Raw genomic sequence first — 22,134 nt, forward strand, 5'->3', positions numbered from 1 at the left:
CCGTGGTGTGGTGGGCTCCGCGCGCGGCGGGGCGGGCAGGACCGGGGGCGACCGGGTGCGGGCCGGGGCTCAGACCGCCATCAGGTAGCGCTGGAAGCGGGGCATGAGGATCTCCAGGGCCCGGACCTCGACGGGCGTCAGCTCGGGGTGCCAGACGTCCCACAGCAGGACGGCGCGCTGCTGGGTGCCCTTGTTCCACGCCTCGTGGATGAAGCTGTCGTCGAAGAGGATCACCTTGCCCTCCTCCCAGCCGCGCTCGTCGTCGGCGACCTTGATGGCGCAGCCGGGCGGGACGATCAGCGGCAGGTGCGCGGTGAGCAGCAGGTTCACGCCGCCGGTGTGCGGGGTGATGTGCACGCCGGGGTTGAGGATGGTGAACATGCCGTCGCGCGGCCCGTGCGGGGTCGCGGACACGGCGGCGTGGGTCTCGGGGCAGCGCTCGCGGACCTCGTCGCGCCACTCCCCGTTGCGATAGAGCTGGTAGGTGTCCCAGCCCTGCCAGCCGAGCTCCTTGGTGTACAGGTCCTCGTACGGGGCGAAGCGGGCCTGCTCCTCGCGCAGCGCCAGGAACTCCGCCTTGATCGCCCCGTACGCCTCCTCCACCCGGGCCACCCAGGGCAGTTCGGCGGTGTCGTGCCAGGGCAGGGCGCTGATCCCGGGGAAGAACAGCCGGGTCGGCTCCTGGTCCTCGTGCAGGTACTCGGGGGCCTGCTCCCCGGTGAGGATGCGCAGGCACTCCTCGACCCGCTCCAGCCCCTCGGTGCCGAGGGCGCCGTGCAGCTCCGTCATCACGCTCTGGACGTCCATGGATTCAGTCCCTTGCTGTCGGTGTGTACTGGTCGGCGGCGTCCGCCCCCTCGGCCCGGTCGCGGGCCTCGCGGCGGGCCCTGGCCCGGGCGCGGACGGCGTTCTGCCGCCGTTCGCCGCGCGGTTCGGCGGTCGCGGCCTGGGTCCGGTCGCCCGGGGTGCCGGCTCCGTCGGTCAGGCCGGCCGCGAACTCGGCGATGGTCGGCCGGCCGAAGACGTCGACCAGCCGGACCGGCCGGTCCAGCCGGCGGGAGAGCTCCAGCTGGAGCCGGGCGGCCAGCAGCGAGTCGCCGCCGGCCTCGAAGAAGTTGGTGTGTCGGCCCACCGGGCCGCCGCCCAGCAGCTGTTGCCAGGCGTCGGCGACGAGCTGTTCGACGCCGGCCAGCGGAGTGGCGTCGGCGGGCCGCGCGGCGGCCTCGGGGCGCGGCAGCCGGGCCCGGTCCCGCTTGTTGGTGCGGGTCTTGGGCAGCGCGTCCAGCAGCATCACGGTGTCCGGCACCACCGCGGCGGGCAGCCGTTCGGCCAGGTGCGCCCGCAGGTCGGCGCCGGTGACCCCGGGCGCCGCGACCGCGTAGCCCACCAGCCGCCGGGCCGGACCCTCGCCGTGCGCGGCGGCGGCGGCCTCGCGCACCCCGGGGTGCAGCTCCAGCAGGGCTTCGATCTCCTCCAGCTCGATCCGGTTGCCGCGGATCTTGAGCTGGCTGCCGATCCGGCCGGCGAACGCCAGCTCGCCGTCCGCCAGCCGGCGGCCGAGGTCGCCGGTGCGGTACAGCCGGCCGCCGTCCTCCCAGGGGTCGGCGACGTACGCCCGGGCGCTCTCCTCGGGCCGGCGGTGGTAGGAGCCGGCCAGCAGGTCGCTGCGCAGGTGGATCTCCCCGACCACCCCGACCGGGCAGAGCCGGCCGCGGTGGTCCAGGACGACCGCCTCGCGGCCCGGGATGGGCAGGCCGATCGGCACCCCGGTGGGGAACTCCTCGCCCGGCGCCAGCTCCCGGTGCGTCGCCAGCACGCACTCGGTGGGCCCGTACAGGTTGTGCAGCCGGGGCCGGTCGGGGCGGTGCGCCCAGGTGGCGGCCAGGGCCACCGGGAGCACCTCGCCGGCCATCAGGACGTGCTCCAGGTCGGGCAGTCGCGTCCCGGTCGCGTCCAGCGCCTCGGTGACCAGCTGGAAGAAGGCCGGGACGGTCTGGATCTGGGTGATCCGCTCGGCCCGCAGCCACTCGGTCACCGCCAGCGGGTCGCGGCGCAGCCCGTCCGGCGGCAGGCAGAGCACCGCCCCCGAGCAGAGCGCGGCGAACACCTCGGTGTAGGCGGCGTCGTAGGTGAACGGCGCCCACTGGGCGATCCGGCTGTCCGGCCGGATGCCGAAACGTTCGCGCTGCCAGTCGGCGAACTGGGCGAGCGCCGCGTGCGGCAGGGCGATGCCCTTGGGGGTGCCGGTGGAACCGGAGGTGTAGACCAGGCAGAGCGGGTCGCCGGCGGCCGCGGGGGAGGCGGCCGGGGCGGGGCCGGCGGGGGCCCCGGCGTCCGGCGGGCACGGGTCGAGGGTCTCGACGGGGACACCGGCGAAGTCCCCGACCTCCCCGCGCAGTCCGGGGTGGCGGGCGAGCGCGGGCTCGGCGGCCAGCAGGCAGACCGGTTCGGCGTCGGCCAGCAGGGTCGTCAGCCGGGCGTCCGGGTCGGCCGGGTCGAGCACCGCGAAGGCGGCGCCGGTCTTGGCCACGCCGAGGATCGCGGCGGTCTGCACCGGACCGGCGGGCAGCAGCACCGAGACGAACCGGCCGGGTCCGGCGCCGTGGGCCAGCAGCCGGGTCGCGACGGCGTCGCTCCAGGCGTCCAGCTGCCGGTAGTCCACCGTCAGGCCGTAGGCGCGGATCGCGGGGGCGTCCGGGTGGGCGGCCGCCCGGGCACGGAACAGCTCGGTCACCGACCGGGCGTGCTCGGCGCGCACCCGGCCGGCCGGACGGGCCGGAGCGGGGGAGGGCAGTGCCGGGTCGGCGAGCTCGACCGCGTCCAGCGGGGCGTCGGGCGCGGCCAGCGCGGCCCGCAGCAGGGCGTCGAAGTGCCGGGCGAACCGGGCGGCGAAGTCCGGGCCGAAACGGTCGGCGGCGTACTCCAGCCCGCCGTCGATCCGGTCGGAGTGCTCGTCCAGGGCCAGCGTGAGGTCGTACTTGGCGGTGCCGGTGGGCAGCTGCCGCAGCACGCCGGTGGCCCCGCCCAGCCGGAGCCCGGTCGGCGGCGCGGCCTGGAACACCAGCGAGGCCTGCGCCAGGCTGGGCCGGCCCGGCTCGCGCGGCAGGCCGAGGCCGGCGACCAGCCGGTCGAAGGCGACCAGCGGACGGCCCAGGTCGGCTGCCAGCGCCCGTCCGGTGCGGGCGACCAGCTCGGCGAAGGAGGGCACGCCGGACAGGTCCACCCGCACCGGCAGGGTGTTCACCAGGGAGCCGACCAGCGGCTCGAGTTCGGGCCGGTCGCGGTTGGCCACCGGGACGCCGACGACCACGTCGTCGCTGCCCGCGTAGCGGCCCAGCAGGGCCGCGTACACCGTGAGCAGCAGGGCGAACGGCGTCGTGCGCAGGCGCGCCGCGCCCTCGCGCAGCCCGGCCGTCACCTCCGGCGCCAGCGCGACCGGCAGGGTCGCGCCGGCGCCGGCCGGGCGGGTCAGGGCGGGCACGTCGGTGGGCAGGTTCAGGACCCCGGGGTGCCCGTCGAGCCGCTCCAGCCAGTAGTCCAGCTGCTGCCGACGGTCCGTCACGGACGGTTCCGCGGCGAGCTCGGCCGCGTGGTCGGCGAAACCCGGCTCCAGCGCGGGCGGCGGCTCGGCCAGGCCGAGGCGCGCGGCGTAGAGCGCGGCCAGTTCGCGCACGGCCACCCCGATGGACCAGCCGTCCACCGCGAGGTGGTGCGCGGTGCACAGCAGCACCGAGCGCTCGGGGCCGGTGCGGACCAGGGTGAGCCGCAGCAGCGGTCCGGCGGCCAGGTCGAAGGGCCGGACCGCCTCGGCGCGGGCGAGCGCGGCCACCTCCCCGGGCGTCGCGTCCACGACGGCGAGGACCGGTGCGGTGGTCGGCGCGAGCAGCAGGACGGGGCCCTCCTCGCGCAGTTCGCAGCGGGCGGCCAGCACCGGGTGGCGCGCCACCAGGTCGGCGAAGGCGCCCTGGAGGGCGTCCCGGTCCACCGGACCGGTCAGCTCCACCTCGGCCGGGAGGTGGTAGGCGGGCGACTCCGGGTCGAGCCGGTGCAGCAGCCACAGCTGTCGCTGCTGGTCGGTCATCGGGACGGTGTCGGGCGCGGAGCGGGCGGTGCGGCCGGTCGGACCGGTCGGACCGGTCGGGCCGGTCGCAGCCGCCCGCGTGCGGGCCAGCGCGGCCGGGGTGGGATCGGTGTAGAACTCGGCGAGCGAGGGCGCGCCGCCGAACCGGGCCCGGACCCGGCCGAGCAGGCGGGTGGCGGCGATGGAGTTGCCGCCCGCGGCGAAGAAGTCGTCGGCGGTGCCGACCCGTTCGGCGGGCAGGCCCAGCACCTCCGCCCAGAGCGCGACGGCGGTCCGCTCGGCCTCGGTGACCGGCGCGGTCCGTTGGGCGGCGGCCAACTCCCCGGCGCGGCGCAGCAGTTCCGGCCTGTCCACCTTGCCGCTGGTGTTCAGGGGCAGGGCGGGCAGCACGGCGATCGGGCCGGGCACGGCGGCGGCGGGCAGCCGCTCGCGCAGGTGGTGGCGCAGCGAGTCGGCCAGGGCCCCGTCCTCGGACAGCGCTTCGCCCTCGGACCGCGCGGTGACGAAGGCGACCAGCCGGGGGCCGGCCGGCTGCTGCCGGTCCACGACCACGGCCGCCTGGCGTACCGCGGGGTGGGCGGTCAGCAGGGACTCCACCTCGCCGACCTCGACGCGGTGGCCGAGGATCTTGACCTGCTGGTCGGCCCGGCCGAGCACCAGGATCCGGCCGTCCGGAAGGTGCCGGGCCAGGTCGCCGGTTCGGTAGACGGTGCCGCCGGCCGGGTCGACCGGGTCGGGCACGAAGGCGGCGGCGGTGAGCTCGGGGCGGTTGCGGTACCCGGCGCTCACACCGGCCCCGCCGATCACCAGCTCGCCGACGGCGCCGCGCGGCACCGGGCGCAGCCGCCGGTCGAGGACGTAGCAGACCGTGCGGGCGACCGGGCGGCCGACCGTGACGGGCTCGCCGGAGCGCACCCGTCCGACGGTGGACCAGATGGTGGTCTCGGTGGGCCCGTACAGGTTCCACAGCTCGGCGCAGCGGGTCAGTAGCCGTTCGGCGAGGTCGCCGTCCAGGGCCTCGCCGCCGCACAGCGCCCGCAGTCCGGGCCGGCCCGGCCAGCCGCCGTCCAGCAGCCCGCGCCAGAGCGAGGGGGTGGCCTGCATCACGGTGGCGCCGCTGCTCTCCAGCAGGGTGCCGAGCGCCTCGGCGTCCCGGACGCTCGCGCGCGGGGCGACCACGACCCGGCCGCCGGCCAGCAGCGGGGCGAACAGCTCCAGGACCGAGATGTCGAAGGTGATCGAGGTGACGGCGAGCAGGGTGTCCTCGGGGCCGAGGCCCGGCTCGGCGGAGACCACGCTGTGCAGCAGGTTGGCCACGCAGCCGTGCGGCACCGCGACACCCTTGGGCAGCCCGGTGGAGCCCGAGGTGTACATCAGGTACGCGAGGTCCTCGGGCGCCGGGCCGGGCGCCGGGGCCGCGGCCGGCTCCGGCCCCTCGGCCAGCAGCGCGGCCGGGTCGACGGCGGGCAGGCCCGGCAGGCCGTCGCCGACCAGCAGCCGGGCGCCGCTGTCGGTGAGCACGTGCTCGGCGCGTGGGGCGGGCATGGCCTCGTCCAGCGGGACGAGGACGGCCCCGGCCCGCCAGATGCCGACGATCAGCGGCACCAGGGCGGCGTCGCGGTCCACCCGCAGGGCCACCCGGTCGCCGGGCAGCACGCCGTGGCGGGTGGTCAGCCGGTCGGCGACCCGGTCGGCGGCCGCGTCGGCGCCGGCCCGGGTGAGGGCGGTGCCGGGGGACTCGACGGCCGGCGCGGAGCCGTCCCGCCGGGCGAGCTCGGCCAGGGCCCGCGGGACGGTGGCCCAGTCGCGTCCGCCGTCCGGGGCCCGGTTGAAGTCCGTCAGGACCTGGCGGCGGCGCGACTCGGAGAGCACCGGCAGCTCGGTCAGCGGCCGGTCCGGGTCGGCGACGGCGGCTTCCAGCAGGCACAGCAGCGAGTCCGCGAAGTCGGCCGCCGTCTCGGGGGCGAGCAGCGCGGTGCGGTACTCCAGGGTGGCGTCCAGGGCGCCCGAGGGGCGTGGCCTGAGGAAGAAGGTCAGGTCGTACTTGGCGGTGCCGCTGTGCGAGGGCGCGGGGGTGGTCCGGACGCCGGGCAGCTCCAGGGTGGTGGTGGGGCCGCTGTGGAAGGAGTACATCAGCTGGAACAGCGGGGTCCGCCCGCCGGCGGCGCGGCCGAGGCGCTCCACCACCAGGTCGAAGGGGGTGTCCCGGTGCCGGAGGTCGGCCTTCAGCTGCTGCCGGGTGCGGGCCAGGGCCTGCCGGAAGCCGGGCTCGCCGCCGAGGTCGGCGCGGTGGGCCACGATGTTGAGCAGCGGGCCGACCACTCCGGCCAGGGCGGTCCGGTTGCGGGTCGCCACCGGCATGCCGACCACCAGGTCGTCCTGGCCGGTCCAGCGGGCGGCGGTGGCGCAGAAGGCGGTGAGCAGCACCGTGGACAGGCTGGCGAGTTCGGCCCGCCCGAAGGCACTGAGCCGGGCCGCCAGTTCGGCGGGGACGGTGAAGTGGTGCAGCGCCCCGGCGACCGGGTCGCCGCCCCGGCCGGGGTCGGTGGGCAGGTCGGCGGTGGGCAGCTCCCCGGCGAGCCGGGACGTCCAGTGGTCGAGCCCGGCGCCGTCACCATCCCCGGCGCGCTGCCAGGCGGCGTAGTCGCCGAAGTCGGGGCCGTCGGCCGGGGCGGGGGCCCCGGCGTCGCCGGGCGCGGCGGCGTAGCAGGCGGCGAGGGATTCCAGGAAGACGCCGAAGCCCCAGGCGTCGACCACGATGTGGTGGGCGGTGAACAGCAGCAGCGAGCGGTCCTCGCCCAGCCGGAACAGGTGGGTCCGCATGAGCGGGGGCCGGTCGAGGTCGAAGGGCACGGCCACGGCCCGGGCGACCAGCTCGGTGAGCCGCTCCGCCCGGTCGGGCTCGGGCAGGTCGGCCAGGTCGACGGTCTCGACGGTGGGCCGGACCCGCTCGGCGAACAGCTGCCGGGGCTCGCCGGCGCCGTCGGCGACGACGGAGCAGCGCATCATCTCGTGCCGCCGGGCGACCTCGGCGAGCGCCCGCTCCAGGGCGGCCGGGTCCAGTGGGCCGCTGACGTGGAAGGCGGCGCTCTCGTTGTGCAGGGCGGTGCCGGGCAGCACCTGCTCGGCCCGCCAGATGGAGCGCTGGGCGTAGGAGAGCGGGGCGCGGCCGCGGTCGGCCCGCGGCGGCAGGGAGGTGTCGCGGCTCATCGGCGCTCACCGTCCGGGTGGGCCCCGTCGCGGCCGGCGGCGACGGCCGCGGCCAGCCCGGCGACGGTGGGGGCGCCGACGTACACCCGCAGCGGCACCTCGACGCCGAAGCGGGTGCGCAGCCCGTCCAGCAGCCGGGCGATGCCCAGCGAGTCCCCGCCGAGCAGGGCGAAGTCGTCGTGCCGGCCGACGCTGGGAACGTGCAGCAGCTCTCGCCAGAGCTCGGCGATCCCGGCCTCCAGGCCCTCCAGCGGCTGTTCGCCGGTGTGGCCGGCCCGGGCTGCGGCGGGACTGGGCAGCGCCCGCCGGTCGGCCTTGCCGCTGAGGGTGCGCGGGATGGCGGCGAGCCGGAGGTAGAGGGCGGGGCGGGCGGCGGCGGGCAGGGTCTCGGCGGCGTGGTCGCGCAGTTCTTCGTCGGTGACGTCCGAGGCGACCAGGTAGGCGCACAGCACCGGCTCGCCGTCGGTCTCCTCGACCAGCGCGGCGCAGACGTCGGCGATGCCGGGGTGGCGGCGCAGCCCGTCCTCGGTCTCGCCGAGTTCGACCCGGGCACCGTGCACCTTGACCTGCTGGTCGCGGCGGCCGAGGACCTCCAGGGCGCCGTCGGCGCGCACCCGGCCGAGGTCGCCGGTGCGGTAGCGGTCCGGTCCGGCGAAGCCGCCGGGGGTCTCGCCCAGGTAGCCGCGCAGCGGGAACGGGGTGCGGATCTCGATCTCGCCGATCGCCTCAGTGACGGGGCGTCCGGCGACCAGCACGCTGATCTCGACGCCGGGCATCGGGTGGCCGGCCGGGACGGTCTCGGCCTCGGCGTCCTCGGCGGTGAGCCGGCGGAACACCTTGGTCATGGTGGTCTCGGACGGGCCGTAGAGGTTGACCAGTTCCTTGCCGGCCCCGAACAGACCGCGCCACCAGGCGACGTCGGCGGGGCGGACCGGCTCGCCGGCCAGCAGGACGGCGCGCAGCCGGGGCAGGGAGCCGGCGGTGAGCCCGGCGGCGCGCAGGGTGCGGAACACGGTGGGCACGCAGTGCAGCAGCTCGATCCGCTGCTCGGCCAGCCAGTCGCCGAGCGCCGCGCCGACCGGGATCGCGCCGGGCGCGGGGACGACGGCGGTGCCGCCGGCGCAGAGCGGGATGAGGGCGTCGCGCAGGAAGGCGTCGAAGCCGGGGGAGGTGAGCATGGAGACCCGGGTGCCGGGCGCGACGGCGAACTCCGCGATCTCCCAGTCCAGGAAGTGGGCGACGGCCTCGAAACTGCCCCGGATGCCCTTGGGGCGCCCGGTGGTGCCCGAGGTGAAGTAGACGTACCCGGCGTCGGGGCCGTCGAGGCCGCGCCAGTGGTCGGCCGTCCACGGCAGGCCGGTGACGGACTCGGCCTCCAGCAGGGGCAGTTCGTGCTGCGCGGCGGCGGCCAGGGCGGCGCGGCCGGCGGTGTCGGCGAGCACGGTGCCCGGCCGCAGGTCCGCCAGCAGGGCGGTCCAGCGCACGGCGGGCTGGCGGGTGTCGACCGGGGCGAACGCGCGGCCGGTGGCGGCGCAGGCGAGGACCGCGGCGACCACCGGGACGGGGTCGGCGCAGGCCACCAGGACGGGCCCGGTGCCCTCGGCGAGCCGGGCCCGCAGGCCGGTGGCCAGCTCGGCCAGGTCGCGGTGGCTCCAGTCCCGGCCGGCGGTGGCGAGGGCGGGTTCGGCGGCTCGCTGCTCGACCTGGTCGGCCCAGCGGTCGAGGATGCTCGTGTGGCTCACAACTCTCCGTTCATGATCCGGCGGGCCACGACCGTCAGCGGGTCGAGGGAGGGCAGTTCCCCGCCCAGACCGGCGTCCTCGATCGCCCTGGTGACCAGGTGCAGTTCGGTGCAGGCGGCGACGAAGGCCCGCACGCCGTAGCGGGGCAGGGTCTCGCGCAGGAAGTCGATGGTGCGGGCGGGGTCCTCGCCGCGCTTGAGGCGGTGGATCCGCTCGTGCAGCGCGTCCTGGTCCGCCGGGCGCAGTGCGACCAGCCGTTCGGCGGCGCGGGCCCCGGCGGGGCCGGAGGTGAGCAGGCCGGCCCGGGCGGTGCCGGAGGAGCAGAGCAGCAGGTGCGGTTCGGTGGCCGCGGCCAGTTCCTCGTGCACGATGTCGACCAGGGAGACGCAGCGCGCCGCGAGGTCGTCGGGCAGGTCGCCGAGCACGTGGTGGGCGGTGATGCAGGCGATCACCGTGCGCTCGGCGCCGGCCGCCAGCAGGCCGCGCAGCGAGGTCTCCACGGCGTGCCGCAGCGCGTCGAGTTCGCCGCTGCCGATGGCCTCGGTGCGGTCCACCACGGCGGGGTCGGACCACAGCAGCAGCCGGGGGGTTTCCTGCTCGGGCTGGTGCCGGCAGGCCCGGTAGACGGTGCGCAGCAGTTCGGTGGAGGCCAGCGGCCCCATGCCGCCGAGCACCCCGATCAGCGGGTGGACCGGGCGGGCGGCGGGGGCGGCGGACGGTGCCGCGGCGGTGAGGGTCATCCCAGGCACGGCAGGTCGAACTCCTCGACGAAGAGGGCGAAGGTCGCGACGAGCATCAGGTAGTCGGTGTCCAGGTGGGCGTGCACCTGGCGGCCGTCGGTGCGCTGGCGCGCGGTCAGGGCGGCGACGGTGTCCGGGTTGAAGTAGCCCTGGCGGCGGACGGTCGCGGGGGAGATCAGCTCCTCGAACCAGTCGGCGCCGGTGCTCAGCAGGTGGCTGCTGGTCTGGCCGCGGAAGCCGTACTTCTGCCGGCCGAGCACCTCGGCGGGGACGAGCCCCTCGGCCGCCCGGCGCAGGACGGCCTTCTCCCGGCCGTGGGCGAGCATCAGCTCCGGCGGCACCGTGGTCGCGTGGTCGACCACGGCGTTCGCCAGGAAGGGGAAGCGCAGTTCGACGCCGTTGGCCAGGGCCATCCGGTCGCCGTGGTCGCCGAGCAGGTGGTCGGCGAGCCGCAGGTGGTAGTCGAGGTAGGAGCGCTGGTGCAGCGGGTGGCGCCCGGCCAGCCGCCCGGGGTCGACCAGGCGCTGGCTGGTGACGGAGAACTCGTCCAGCGCGTGCGCCAGGTCCTCGGCGTACAGCTCGCGGCGGAACTCCTGGGCGGGCAGCTGGTCCTGTTCGTAGGCGAGGTCCACCCCCCACATCCGCTGGCGGAACTCCCGTTCCAGGGAGGCGTCCAGGCCGGTGAGCCGGCTGCCGCCGAGGCCGGTGGCGTCGAAGCGGTAGCCGGGGTAGCCGCCGAAGAGCTCGTCGGCGCCCTCGCCGCTGAGCGCGCCGACCGTCCCGGCGGCGCGCACGGCCTCGGACAGCGCGAGCGAGCAGACGTTGTACGACTCGCGGACGGGGGCCTCGGCGTGTCGCACCATGGCGGCGATCCGCTCGGCGACCTCGTGCTCGCCGACCGGCACCTCGTGGTGGTCGGTGCCGAGCTTGCCCGCGACCAGCCGCTGGTGCGGGCCCTCGTCGAAGTCCCGGCCGGGGAAGGTGACCGAGAAGCTGGGCCAGGCGCGGCCGGGCTCGGCCCGGGACATCAGGGCGCCGATCAGGCTGGAGTCGAGGCCGCCGCTGAGGTACATCCCGATCGGCACGTCGGCGAGCAGCCGGCTGCGGACGGCGGTGTCGAGCAGCCCGACGGTGCTGTCGGCGAACCGGTCCAGCTCCCCGTCCAGGTCCGCGGGGGCCACCGGGGCGAGGTCGCCGGCGAGCGGGAAGTCGAGGTCCCAGTACCGCTCGGTGCGCACCCCGGTGCGGTCGGCGATCAGCCGCTCCCCGGGACGCAGCGCGCTGATGCCCTCGAACATGGTGCGGGGACTGACCAGCCCGGGCAGGGTCAGCACCTGGTCGAGGCCGCGCAGGTCGACCCGGGCGCGCACGGCGGGGTGGCGCAGGATCGCCTTGACCTCGGAGGCGAAGACCAGCAGGCCGTCGGTGACGGTGTAGAAGAGCGGGACGATGCCGGCGCGGTCCCGGGCGAGCAGCAGCCGCCGCTCGGCGGCGTCGTGCAGGGCGAAGCCGAACTGGCCGTCCAGATGGGCGGTCAGCTCCTTGCCGTACTCCCGGTAGAGGTGGACCAGCACCTCGGTGTCGTTCTCGGTGCGGAAGCGGTGGCCGCGGCGGCCCAGCGCGGTGCGCAGCTCGCGGTGGTTGTAGATCTCGCCGTTGCAGACCGAGACGAGCGTCCCGTCCTCGGTGCGGTGCGGCTGGTTGCCGTGGGCGAGGTCGTTCAGGGCCAGCCGGCGGAAGCCGAGGGCGACGCCGTCCGCGGTGTGGTGGCCGTCGTCGTCGGGCCCCCGGTGCACCAGACAGGCCGTCATCGCGGCGACCGCCTCGGCGTCGGCCGGGCGACCACCGCCCAGGACGAATACGCCGGTTATTCCGCACATTGTGTCCGCCCTCTCCCGTGGATGTTCGCACGTGCCGTCGGAAATACTCTGGAAATATCCGGGAAGGAGCCCGGACGGATAGCACCGTAACAGAGTCGGATGGCCCGGGAAAGTGCGAGATTTCGCTGTGTTAATTGGCTGTTTTCGGGCGCGGAAAAGCCCCGCCACGGCCTGATCGCGAATTTCCGGCACATGTCGGATGGCGGGCTGGACCTATCGGAAAATCAGCGCATAAAGTCGTCCGGGAGGCCTGGGCCTCAGGCTTCCTCGAATGGACCGGGAACGAAAGAGAAGAATTGATGACCGGATGGCCCGCCGTATTGCCCGACGAGGTGGCCCGATGGACGCCGTGGCACCGTGATGCCGAGCCGGACGGGGGGTCCGGGTCCGTACGCGTCTACTGCCTGCCGCACGCCGGCGGCTCCGCCAGCGCCTACCTGCCCTGGGCCCGCGACACCGGCCAGCCGGACCTGACGGTGGTTCCGGTGGAGCTGCCCGGGCGGGGCACCCGCCTCGCCGAGCCGCCGGCGGCCGGCATGGACGAGGTCGTCGACGGCCTGCTCGCCGTGCTGGCGAGCCGCCCGGCCGACGAGCCCTTCATCCTCCTCGGTCACAGCATGGGCTCGCGGATCGTCTACGAGACGACCCGCCGGCTCGCCGCCGACGGGCGGCCGCTGCCGCTCTCCCTGGTGGTCTCTGGGGGCCGGGCGCCCGGCACACCGGACGTGGCCCAGCTGCACGACCTCACCGACGACGACCTCCTGGAGCGCCTCGTCGACCTCGGCGGGACCCCCGCCGAGGTCCTGGAGTTCCAGGACCTGATGCGGATGGTGCTGCCGGTGCTCCGGGCGGACGTCACGTTGCTGGCCGAGTACAACGAGCGGATCCGGCCGACCGTGCTGCCGTGCCCGGTGCTGGCGCTCGGCGGCTCGGACGACCTGATGGCCGGTCCGGAGTGGATCACCGGCTGGCGCTGCACCACGGCGGCGCGCTTCCGCCACCGCATCCTGCCGGGCGACCACTTCTTCCTGCACCAGCAGCGCACCGAGGTGCTCGCGGAACTCGCGGCGGAGGCCCGGGCGGGCCTGGAGGCCCAGGGGGCCTGACCCCCGCCGCCCGGCCCCCCGCGGGGCCGGGCGGCGGGCGGCGGTTCGTCCGGAACACTCCGGACGGACCGCCGTCACCGGGCTCCGTCGGCCCGCCGGAGGGCGGCCGCGACGACCCGGGCGATCTCGTCGATCGGTCCGGCGTTGGCGAGGTCCAGGTGTCGGGCGGCGACCGGGTGGTCCAGCACCGGCCCGGTGGAGTGCGCCCGCCAGGCGGCCACCGTCTCCTCCGGCCGGTTGTCGGCCGAGGCGGTGAAGACCACCACCGGCGCGTCCAGCACCCCCGGTGTCCAGCCCGTCATCAGCCCGGCGTGGTAGCGGCAGGAGTCGAGGAAGACCTCCAGCTGCTCCTCGTCGCGCGGCGCGGCCTCGCGCAGCGCGACCGCGAGCCGGTCGAGCAGCTCCGCAGGCTTCGGCCGCCACCGGTCCGCCAGCACGGCGGCCACCTCGTCCTCGGGCGCGCCGATCGTGGTCAGCAGCTCGGCCAGCACGACGGTGTCGTCCACCTGCCCGGCGTCCGCCGGGGCCGGCAGGCTGTCCAGCAGCGCCACCAGGTCGACCTCCTCGCCCGCCTCGCGCAGCAGGACGCCGATCTGGTGGGCGACCAGCCCGCCGAACGACCAGCCGAGCAGCCGGTAGGGTCCGTGCGGCCGGACGGCCCGGATCCGCTCCAGGTACTCCCGCGCCAGCCCGTCCATGGTGGCGGGCCGCGGCCCGCCACCGACCGGGCCGATGCCCTGGAAGGCGTGGACCGGCTGGTCCGGGTCGAGGCCGCGCAGCAGGCCGAGGAAGCCGAGGCCGTCGCCGGTCACCGGATGGACGCAGAACAGCGGCGGCCGGTCGCCGGTGCCCCGCAGGGCCAGCAGCGGCTCGAAGGCCGTCCCGGCGGGCCCCGGCTGCCGCCCGGTCAGCCGTTCGGCCAGCGCGGCCGGGGTCGGCGCCTCGAACAGCGCCCGGACGGGCAGTTCGGCGCCGAACTCCGCGTGGATCCGCTCGACCAGCCGGATCAGCAGCAGCGAGTGGCCACCGAGGAGGAAGAAGTCGTCCTCCGGACCGACCTCGGGCACGCCGAGCAGCTCGGCGAACAGCGCGACCAGGGTGCGCTCGGCCGGCGTCCGCGGCTCCCGGGCCCGGCTCTCCACGTGGGTCTGCGGTTCGGGCAGCCTCCGGCGGTCCAGCTTGCCGTTGACGCTCAGCGGGAGCTCGCCGAGCGGCACGTAGGCGGTCGGCACCATGAACTCGGGCAGGTGGCCGCGCAGATGGGCGCGCAGCGCGGCGGCCGTGGGCGGCTGCGCCGACGGGGCCGGCACCACGTAGGCGACCAGCCGGACGGCGCCGGCCCGGTCCTCGCGGACGGTCGCCGCGCAGGCCGAGACCGCCGGGTGCTCGCCCAGCCGGGCCTCGACCTCGCCGAGTTCGATCCGGTAGCCGCGCACCTTCACCTGGCCGTCCACCCGGCCCAGGTACTCCACCGCGCCGTCGCGGCGGCGACGCGCCAGGTCGCCGGTGCGGTACATCCGGGTGCCCGGAGCTCCGTGCGGGTCGGCGACGAAGCGCTCGGCGGTGAGCGCCGGACGGCCGAGGTAGCCGTACGCGAGCTGCTCGCCGGAGAGGTACAGCTCGCCCGGCACGCCCGGCGGCACCGGGTTCAGGGCGGCGTCCAGGACGTGGGCGCCGGTGTTCCAGACCGGCCGCCCGATCGGCACCGGACGCGGCTGCTCGTCCGCCGGGCCGCACTCCCAGGCGGTCACCTCGACGGACGCCTCGGTGGGCCCGTACAGGTTGGCCAGCCGGACGCCCGGGAGCACCTGCCGGAACCTGCGCACGGTGGCGGCCGACAGCGCCTCGCCGCTGGCCACCACCAGGCGCAGCCCGGTGTGGTCGGTGGCCTGCGGGTGCTGCAGGAAGGCGTCCAGCATGGACGGCACGAACTGGGCGACGGTGACGCCCTGACGGTCGATCAGGTCCGCCAGGTAGGCCGGGTCGCGGTGCCCGTCCGGCTTGGCCACCACCAGGGTGGCACCGGTGACCAGTGGCCAGAAGAACTCCCAGACCGAGACGTCGAAACTGGACGAGGTCTTCTGCAGCACCGCGTCGGCGGCCGTCAGGCGGTACTCCTCCTGGCCCCAGCGCAGCCGGTTGGCGATGCCCCGGTGCGGGACGAGCACGCCCTTGGGGCGGCCGGTGGAGCCGGAGGTGTAGATCACGTACGCCGGGTCCTCGGGGCCCGGTGCGGTCGGGGTGACGCCCTCGGGCGCCGGCAGGTCCTCCGGGGACAGGCACGGCACGCCGTCGGCGGGGCCGAGCAGCGCGAGCTGCTCGGCGGCGGCGACCACGGCGGCCGGGCGGGCGTCCGCCAGCATGAAGGCGAGCCGGTCGGCCGGGTAGTCGGGGTCGAGCGGGAGGTAGGCGCCGCCGGCCCGGTGGACGGCGCACAGCGCCACCACGAGCTCCACCGACCGGGGCACGGCCACCGCGACCAGGCTGCCCGGGCGGACACCCACGGCGGCGAGCCGGCGGGCCATCGCCTCGATCCGGCGGTCCAGTTCGGCCGGGTCGAGCGCCTCGCCCTCGAAGACCAGCGCCGGGGTGTCGGACGGGGTGGCGAGCCGCTCCCGCACCAGCGCGGCCAGCGTGGTCGGCGCCAGTTCCCGCCGCTCGCCGACGGAGTCGGCCAGCAGGCCGGACCGCTCGCCCTCCGCGGCCAGGTCCAGACGGCCGATCGGCCGTTCCGGGTCGGCCGCCGCCGCGCCGAGCAGCCGCGCCAGGTGGCGGGAGAGCGCTTCGACGGTGGCCCGGTCGAACAGGTCGGTGCGGTACTCGATCGCGCCGCTCAGCTCGCCGTCCGGGCCGGTGGGCGCGCCGAGGGTGACGGTGAGGTCGAACTTGGCCGGCGCCGGGCCGGCGGCGATCACCTCGCTCTCCAGGCCCGGGATGTCCACGGCGGGACCGGCCTGGTCCATCACCAGGGCGACCTGGAACAGCGGGTGGCGGCCGGGGGAGCGCTCCGGGTTGACCAGCTCGACGATCCGCTCGAACGGCAGGTCCTGGTGGGCGTAGGCGGCCAGGTCCGCGTCCCGGACCCGGAGCAGTAGTTCGCGGAAGCCCGGGTCGCCGTCGGTGTCGGTGCGCAGCACCAGGGTGTTGACGAAGAATCCGACCAGGTCGTCCAGGGCCTCGTCGGTGCGGCCGGCGACCGGGGCGCCGATCGGGATGTCGGTGCCCGCGCCGAGGCGGGTGAGCAGCGCCGCGAGACCGGCCTGGACGGCCATGAAGAGGCTGGCGCCGTGCGCCCGGGCGAGCGCCGCCAGGGCCCGGTGGTCGTCGCCGGTCAGCCGCAGCGGGACGTGGTCGGCCTGCGGGCCGGTCTCGGCGGTGCGGCGCCGGTCCACCGGCAGGGCGATCTCCTCGGGCAGACCGGCCAGGGCCTCGCTCCAGTACCGCCACTGGCGGGCGGCCGGGCTGGCCGGGTCCCCGTCGTCGCCGAGCAGGGCGAGCTGCCACTGGGTGTAGTCGGCGTACTGGACGGGCAGATCGGTCCACTCGGGCGCGCGGCCGGCCGACCGGGCCCGGTAGGCGGTGCCCAGGTCGCGGGCGAGCGGGCCCAGCGACCAGCCGTCGCAGGCGATGTGGTGGACCGTCAGCAGCAGGACGTGCCGGTCGGGTGCGAGGGCGAGGAGGTCGGCGCGCAGCGGCGGCTCGGCGGCGAGGTCGAAGGGCCGGGCGGCGGCGGTGCGCAGCGCCTCCACCAGCTCCTCCCGGGTCACCCCGGCGGCGTCGGCGCGGCGCAGCAGCGGGGGGAGCCGGTCCGGGTCGAGGACCAGCTGCCGGGGGCCGTCCGCGTCGGCGGGGAAGACGGTGCGCAGGGCCTCGTGGCGCACGGCGCAGTCGTGCAGGGCGGCGGCGAGCGCGTCGGCGTCGAGGTCGCCGCCGAGGCGCAGGGCGAGCGGGATGTGGTACGCGTCGCTCAGCGGGTCCAGCCGTTGGAGGAACCAGAGCCGGCGCTGGGCGTGGGAGAGGGGGATCCGCTCGGGGCGGGCGGCGGTGGTCAGCACCGGACGGCACCGGTCGGTCCCCACCAGGCGGGCCAGTCCCGCGGCGGTGGGGCTCTCGAAGACCGCCCGGATGGGCAGTTCGGCGCCCAGGGCGGTGCGCACCCGGCTGACCAGCCGGGTGGCCAGCAGCGAGTGCCCGCCGAGCGCGAAGAAGTCGTCGTCGGGGCCGACCGCGGGAACGCCGAGGACGTCGGCGAGCAGCGCGCAGAGCGCGGCCTCGCGGGCGTCCCGGGGAGCCCGGGACGGGCCGGTGGCGGCGCGCAGCCCGGGCTCGGGCAGGGCCGAACCGTCCAGCTTGCCACTGGAGTTGAGCGGCAGCCGGTCGAGCACGGCGTAGGCCGCCGGGATCATGTAGTCGGGCAGTCGGCCCGCCAGCAGCTCGCGCACCTCGGCGAGGTCGGGGGCGCTGCCGTCCTCGGTCACCAGGTAGGCGGCCAGGTAGCGCTCCTCGGCGCTGTCGCCGCGGGCCAGTACGGCGGCCTGGACGACGGCGGGGTGGTGCAGCAGCGCCGCCTCGACCTCGCCGGGCTCGATCCGGAAGCCCCGGATCTTGACCTGCCCGTCGGCCCGGCCGAGGTACTCCACCTGGCCGTCGCGGCGCATTCGGGCGAGGTCGCCGGTGCGGTACATCCGGGCCCCGGGCGGGCCGTACGGGTCGGCGACGAAGCGCTCGGCGGTGAGGCCGGGGCGGCGCAGGTAACCGCGGGCCAGGTGCGGCCCGGACAGGTACAGCTCGCCGGGTACGCCGAGCGGGACGGGGCGGAGCCGCTCGTCCAGCACCTGGGCGCGGGTGTTGTCGAGGGGCCGGCCGATGACCGGGGTCGCGCTGTCCGTCAGGTCGCAGGCGAGGGCGTCGACGGTGCACTCGGTCGGGCCGTAGTAGTTGAACACCGCGACGTCGGGCAGGGCGGAGAGTTCGGTCCACAGCGCCGGGCCGACCGCCTCGCCGCCGAGCATTAGCACCGTCGGTCGGTGCTCCTCCTCGGCAAACAGGCCGGCCGCGGTGAGCGCCGGGACGTACGTCGGGGTGAGGTCGAGGAAGTCCAGGCGCTCGCGGCGCACGTAGGCGACCAGGGCCCGGGGGTCGAGCCGGACCTCGTCGCTCAGCAGGTGCAGCGGGTGGCCCTCCAGAAGCCAGAACAGCGGCTCCCAGGCGGTGTCGAAGGTGATCGAGGCGACCAGGCCGAGCTGGAGGCGCCGGCCCCCGGGGCCGCCGGAGGGCCGGACCATCCGGGTGCGGTGGTGCTGCATCAGGCTGCTGAGGCCGCCGTGCGGGATCACCACGCCCTTGGGGACGCCGGTCGATCCGGAGGTGTGGATGACGTAGGCCGGGTCGAGCGGGCCGGTGGGACCGGTGCGGTCGGCGTCGGTCAGGTCGCCGCCGGGGTGGGCGGCGACGGCGGCCCGGACCGCGGGCTCGTCCAGGAGCAGGACGGGCGCGGCGTCCGGCAGCCGTGCGGCGTCCGCGACGGTGGCCAGCACGCAGACCGGCTCGGCGTCGGCGAGGACGGCGGCCAGCCGCTCGCGCGGCGCGGCGGGGCTGACCGGGACGTAGGCGGCGCCCGACTTGAGCACGGCGAGCAGGGCGATCAGCAGGTCGCTGGTGCGCGGCAGAGCCAGCACCACGTACCGCTCCGGGCCGGCCCCGCGCCGCACGAGCTCCCGGGCGAGCCGGTTGGCCCGCTCGTTGACCTCGGCGAAGGTGAGCCGGCCGTCCTCGGCGACGAGGGCGGTGACCTCGCCCTCCAGGGCGGCGCGCTGCTCGAAGGCGGCGTGGTAGGTGACGGTGGCGGCGGGCAGGGCGGGCCCGGCGGCGCGCTCCAGGAGCTCCAGCCGGTCGTCGGCGGAGAGCAGCTCGTAGGCGCCGATCGGCTGGTCCGGGTCGGCTGCGGCCGCGGCGAGCAGCCGGCCGAGCCGGGCGGTCAGGGCCTCGGCGCCGGCCCGGGTGAACAGGTCGGTGCTGTACTCGACGAAGCAGCCGAGACCGGCGGGGGCGCCGTCGGCGTCGTGCAGCTCCCGGACGTTGAAGGACAGGTCGAACTTGGCGCCGCCCGGGCCCGCCTCGGCGATCTCGGTCTCGATGCCGGGCAGGGCGAGGCTTGCCTCGGGGGTGTTCTGGAAGGCCAGCATGACCTGGAACAGCGGGTGCCAGGCCAGCGAGCGGTGCGGGTTGAGCGCCGTGATCAGCCGCTCGAAGGGGAACTCCTGGTGGGCGAAGCCCTGGAGGTCGGTGCGGCGCACCCGCTTGAGCAGCTCGCGGAAGGTCGGGTCGCCGGAGGTGTCCAGGCGCAGGACCAGCGGGTTGACGAAGTAGCCGACGACCTCGTCGTAGCGCTCGTCGGTGCGGCCCGCGATCGGGCTGGCGATCGGGATGTCCGTACCGGCCCCGGAGCGGGTCAGCACGGCGGCCAGCGCGGCCTGGAGCACCATGAACATGCTGACCCGGCAGGAGCGGGACAGTGCGAGCAGCTCGCGGTGCAGCTCGGCCGGGAGGTCCCAGGGGAAGAACTCGCCCCGGTGTGACATCGCGGCCGGCCGCGGGTGGTCGGTGGGGAGTTCCAGGAAGTCGGGCAGGCCGGCCAGGGCCTCGCGCCAGTAGGCGAGCTGGCGGCCGCCGCTGCTCCGCGGGTCGTCCAGGTCGCCGAGGTTCGCGTGCTGGCGCACGGCGTACTCGGCGTACGTGGCGGGCAGCGGGGACCAGATCGGGGCCAGGCCCTGCCGCCGGGCCAGGTACGCGGTGCTGAGGTCGCGGGCCAGCGGGGCCATCGACCAGCCGTCGCCGGCGATGTGGTGCAGCACCATCTGCACCACGTGCTCCCGCGGGCCGAGCGAGAACAGCCGTACCCGCAGCGGGACTTCCGACTCCAGGTCGAAGACGTGCCCGGACTCGGCCGCGATCAGGGCCGGCAGCTCCGCCTCGGTGGTGGGCACCACGGTGAGCACCGGGGGCACCTCGGCCATCGGCAGCACCTGCTGGCGCGGCACGCCGTCCCGCTCGGGGAACACGGTGCGCAGGGCCGCGTGCCGTTCCAGCACGTCGTCCAGGGCGGCCCGGAGCGCCCCGTGGTCGACCTCGCCGGTCAGACGCAGGGCCACCGGGACGTTGTACGAGGCGTCCCCGCCCTGGAGGCGGTCGTTGAACCAGAGCGCCAACTGCGCGTACGACAGCGGTGTTTCCGCGGGCAGGCTGTGTTCGCCCAGCACGGGGGCTTCCCTCCAGGTCGATCCGTCCCGCGGGCCTGGTGGGCCGGGCGGGACGGACGGTGGTCGTCCGGTGGCTCTTGGCCGTTGGGGCCCGCCGATGTCCCTCGGCGGGGTACTGCCGCATGCTGCGAAGGGGTCAGGCGGTCCAGCGGTAGGTCATGTCGGGCTCGTTCTCCTCGTTGCGGCTGCCGTCGTCGCTGTCCACCAGGACGAAGCCGTGCCGCTCGTAGAACGCGCGCGCCCCGGTGTTCTTCTGGAAGACGTGCAGCGAGAGCCGCTCGGGGCTCGCCTCCTTGACGGCTTCCAGCAGCAGCGTCCCGATGCCGCGGCGGCGGACGTCGGGACGCAGGTAGAGGTGGTCGAGCAGGTCGCCGTCGAGTGCGGCGAAGCCCAGGAGGGCCCCGGTGCCGGCGTCCTCGGCCAGCCAGACCCGGGTGTCCGCCAGTACCACGTTGGTGACCCACCACAGGGTGGCCTCGTCACTGTGCAGGCGGGGGAGGTACGGCATGGCCGCCGCACGGGAGGCAAGGAAGACCTCGGTGACGGCCGCGGCGTCCTGCGCCCGCGCCGCCCGCAGGTGGACGTTACCGGTGAACGGTGCGTCGGATTGCATCCACATCTCCTTGAACGGGGTTTCGCGGGCGGTTCTGCCGCGGGTCGGCCATCAAGGGTGGAAACGCGCGATCGACACCCATCGCACAATGACGCAACGTCGGTGCGGCGATGGGTGGTTGAGCCGAAATTCCCCCCGGATGGGCCGACACAGAGCGGTCCCAGCGGCATTGATCTTCGGTCAACATAACACCTGGTCATGGACATGGGAACCCCCTCCGGGCGGGTTCCCGGCAAGGCCATTCTGCGGTTAGATAAGCGCGCGCCGTGCAGGCGATCGGAATCGAACCCGCGGCACTCCGAGAGCCGTTGTGACATCACGTCGGCCGGAGACAACCCGTATCCGATCGGAAGCCGGGTCCGGATTTCCCCGGTCCCGAGGACACCGGTCGACCCGGCGCGGCGGACTCCGCGACTGACCCGGAACTCCCCGGACTTCCCGGACTTTCCCAGACCCTTCCCGAAAGGAGCGGCCCGCGTGGACACCCCTGCCGTCCGAATCAGCGGTGCGGTCAAGACCTTCGGCACCACCACGGCGGTGGGCGGCCTGGACCTGGAGGTGCCCGCAGGCACGTTCCTGGGCCTGCTCGGACCCAACGGCGCCGGCAAGTCCACCACCATGCGGATGCTCACCGGACAGACCCGGGCGGACTCGGGCACGGTGGAGGTCTTCGGGCACCGGATGCCGGACGACTCCCGCAGGGCCCGCGCCCTGGTCGGCGTCGTACCGCAGCACGACAACATCGACCCCGAACTGACGGTCCGACAGAACCTCGACGTCTTCGTGCGCTTCACGGCCCTGCCCCGCGCCGGGTATCGTGACGCCGTCGACCGCGCCCTGGCCGCGGTCCGCCTCACCGACCGCGCCGACACCCGGGCCGACGCGCTCTCCGGCGGCATGCGCCGCCGGGTCCTGCTCGCCCGGGGCATCGTCAACAACCCACGGCTGCTGCTCATGGACGAGCCCACCGTCGGCCTCGACCCGCAGATCCGCCAGGACCTGTGGGACGTCATCGACGGGATGCGCGAGAGCGGCACCACCGTGGTGATGTCGACCCACTACATCGAGGAGGCCGAGCGGCTCGCCGACGAGGTGGCCGTGGTGTTCGGCGGTCGGCTGATCGCCCGGGGCACCCCGGCGGAACTGCTGCGCGCCCACGCGGGCGCCCAGGCCGCCGAGTACCGGGGCGACGCGGCCCGGCGCGAACTGGTCGAGGCCGAAGCCGCCCGGGCCGGACTGCCCAGCCGCCGTACCGGGCCGGCCGTCTCCGTCCTGCGGGCCGAGACCCTCCCCGCGCAGCTGCACGAGCGCCTCGGGCCCCCGGACGTGCTGCGCCCGACCTCCCTGGAGGACGTCTTCGTCGCCCTGACCGGAGAACTGTTCGGCTGAGATCCGGCTGAGATCCGGCTGAAGCCGCCCGCGCCGTCGCGCCCCGCGAGCCGGCCGCCCCCGTCCGGGACCGGTCGGCCGCAGGACCGCGCGCCGGCCGCCCGCCGGCCCCCA

Annotated in this window: 9 protein-coding genes; 2 read left to right on the plus strand and 7 right to left on the minus strand. The window is 75.9% G+C overall.

Annotated elements, in window-relative coordinates:
* Positions 1 to 69: 69 nt before the first annotated feature.
* Genes ACH4J0_RS10680 through asnB form a run of 5 tightly spaced genes read right to left on the minus strand, consistent with a single transcriptional unit; the run spans position 70 to position 11,653 of the window.
* Positions 70 to 807: an aspartyl/asparaginyl beta-hydroxylase domain-containing protein gene (locus tag ACH4J0_RS10680; RefSeq protein WP_396238397.1), complete on the minus strand. Its 738-nt coding sequence runs from the start codon at positions 805 to 807 to the stop codon at positions 70 to 72.
* Positions 808 to 811: 4 nt separating this feature from the next.
* The gene (locus ACH4J0_RS10685) at positions 812 to 7,291 is read right to left on the minus strand and encodes an amino acid adenylation domain-containing protein (RefSeq protein ID WP_396238399.1); all 6,480 of its coding nucleotides are present in this window, start codon (positions 7,289 to 7,291) and stop codon (positions 812 to 814) included.
* The gene (locus ACH4J0_RS10690) at positions 7,288 to 9,033 is read right to left on the minus strand and encodes a non-ribosomal peptide synthetase (protein ID WP_396238401.1); all 1,746 of its coding nucleotides are present in this window, start codon (positions 9,031 to 9,033) and stop codon (positions 7,288 to 7,290) included. Before ACH4J0_RS10690 ends, ACH4J0_RS10685 begins: the two co-directional genes overlap by 4 nt.
* The gene (locus tag ACH4J0_RS10695) at positions 9,030 to 9,773 is read right to left on the minus strand and encodes an aspartate/glutamate racemase family protein (RefSeq protein WP_396238947.1); all 744 of its coding nucleotides are present in this window, start codon (positions 9,771 to 9,773) and stop codon (positions 9,030 to 9,032) included. Before ACH4J0_RS10695 ends, ACH4J0_RS10690 begins: the two co-directional genes overlap by 4 nt.
* Positions 9,770 to 11,653, minus strand: a complete 1,884-nt coding sequence (gene asnB / locus ACH4J0_RS10700; RefSeq protein ID WP_396238403.1) for an asparagine synthase (glutamine-hydrolyzing) — start codon at positions 11,651 to 11,653, stop codon at positions 9,770 to 9,772. The genes ACH4J0_RS10695 and asnB overlap by 4 nt, the downstream gene beginning before the upstream one ends.
* A 299-nt stretch (positions 11,654 to 11,952) precedes the next feature.
* Here asnB and ACH4J0_RS10705 point away from each other — a divergent pair, with 299 nt between their 5' ends.
* Complete coding sequence (locus tag ACH4J0_RS10705) at positions 11,953 to 12,759, plus strand: thioesterase II family protein (RefSeq protein WP_396238405.1); 807 nt, start codon at positions 11,953 to 11,955, stop codon at positions 12,757 to 12,759.
* 74 nt (positions 12,760 to 12,833) lie between these two features.
* Here ACH4J0_RS10705 and ACH4J0_RS10710 read toward each other — a convergent pair whose 3' ends face one another.
* Both ACH4J0_RS10710 and ACH4J0_RS10715 read right to left on the minus strand, forming a co-directional pair.
* Positions 12,834 to 20,018 carry an amino acid adenylation domain-containing protein gene (locus tag ACH4J0_RS10710; RefSeq protein WP_396238407.1) on the minus strand — a complete coding sequence of 2,395 codons (7,185 nt, stop codon included), beginning with the start codon at positions 20,016 to 20,018 and terminating at the stop codon, positions 12,834 to 12,836.
* A 136-nt stretch (positions 20,019 to 20,154) separates the two neighbouring features.
* Positions 20,155 to 20,631 carry a GNAT family N-acetyltransferase gene (locus ACH4J0_RS10715; protein ID WP_396238409.1) on the minus strand — a complete coding sequence of 159 codons (477 nt, stop codon included), beginning with the start codon at positions 20,629 to 20,631 and terminating at the stop codon, positions 20,155 to 20,157.
* 477 nt (positions 20,632 to 21,108) lie between these two features.
* Here ACH4J0_RS10715 and ACH4J0_RS10720 point away from each other — a divergent pair, with 477 nt between their 5' ends.
* Positions 21,109 to 22,020: an ABC transporter ATP-binding protein gene (locus ACH4J0_RS10720; RefSeq protein WP_396238411.1), complete on the plus strand. Its 912-nt coding sequence runs from the start codon at positions 21,109 to 21,111 to the stop codon at positions 22,018 to 22,020.
* Positions 22,021 to 22,134: the final 114 nt, after the last annotated feature.

Origin of the sequence: Kitasatospora sp. NPDC017646 (assembly GCF_044329365.1) — a bacterium.
In the GTDB taxonomy this organism is placed as follows: Bacteria; Actinomycetota; Actinomycetes; order Streptomycetales; family Streptomycetaceae; genus Kitasatospora.

Coding starts and splice junctions, on each gene's coding strand:
- ACH4J0_RS10680 (WP_396238397.1), bottom strand. CDS start 807: ATGGACGTCCAGAGCGTGATGACGGAGCTGCACGGCGCCCTCGGCACC.
- ACH4J0_RS10685 (WP_396238399.1), bottom strand. CDS start 7,291: ATGAGCCGCGACACCTCCCTGCCGCCGCGGGCCGACCGCGGCCGCGCC.
- ACH4J0_RS10695 (WP_396238947.1), bottom strand. CDS start 9,773: ATGACCCTCACCGCCGCGGCACCGTCCGCCGCCCCCGCCGCCCGCCCG.
- asnB (WP_396238403.1), bottom strand. CDS start 11,653: ATGTGCGGAATAACCGGCGTATTCGTCCTGGGCGGTGGTCGCCCGGCC.
- ACH4J0_RS10705 (WP_396238405.1), top strand. CDS start 11,953: ATGACCGGATGGCCCGCCGTATTGCCCGACGAGGTGGCCCGATGGACG.
- ACH4J0_RS10715 (WP_396238409.1), bottom strand. CDS start 20,631: ATGCAATCCGACGCACCGTTCACCGGTAACGTCCACCTGCGGGCGGCG.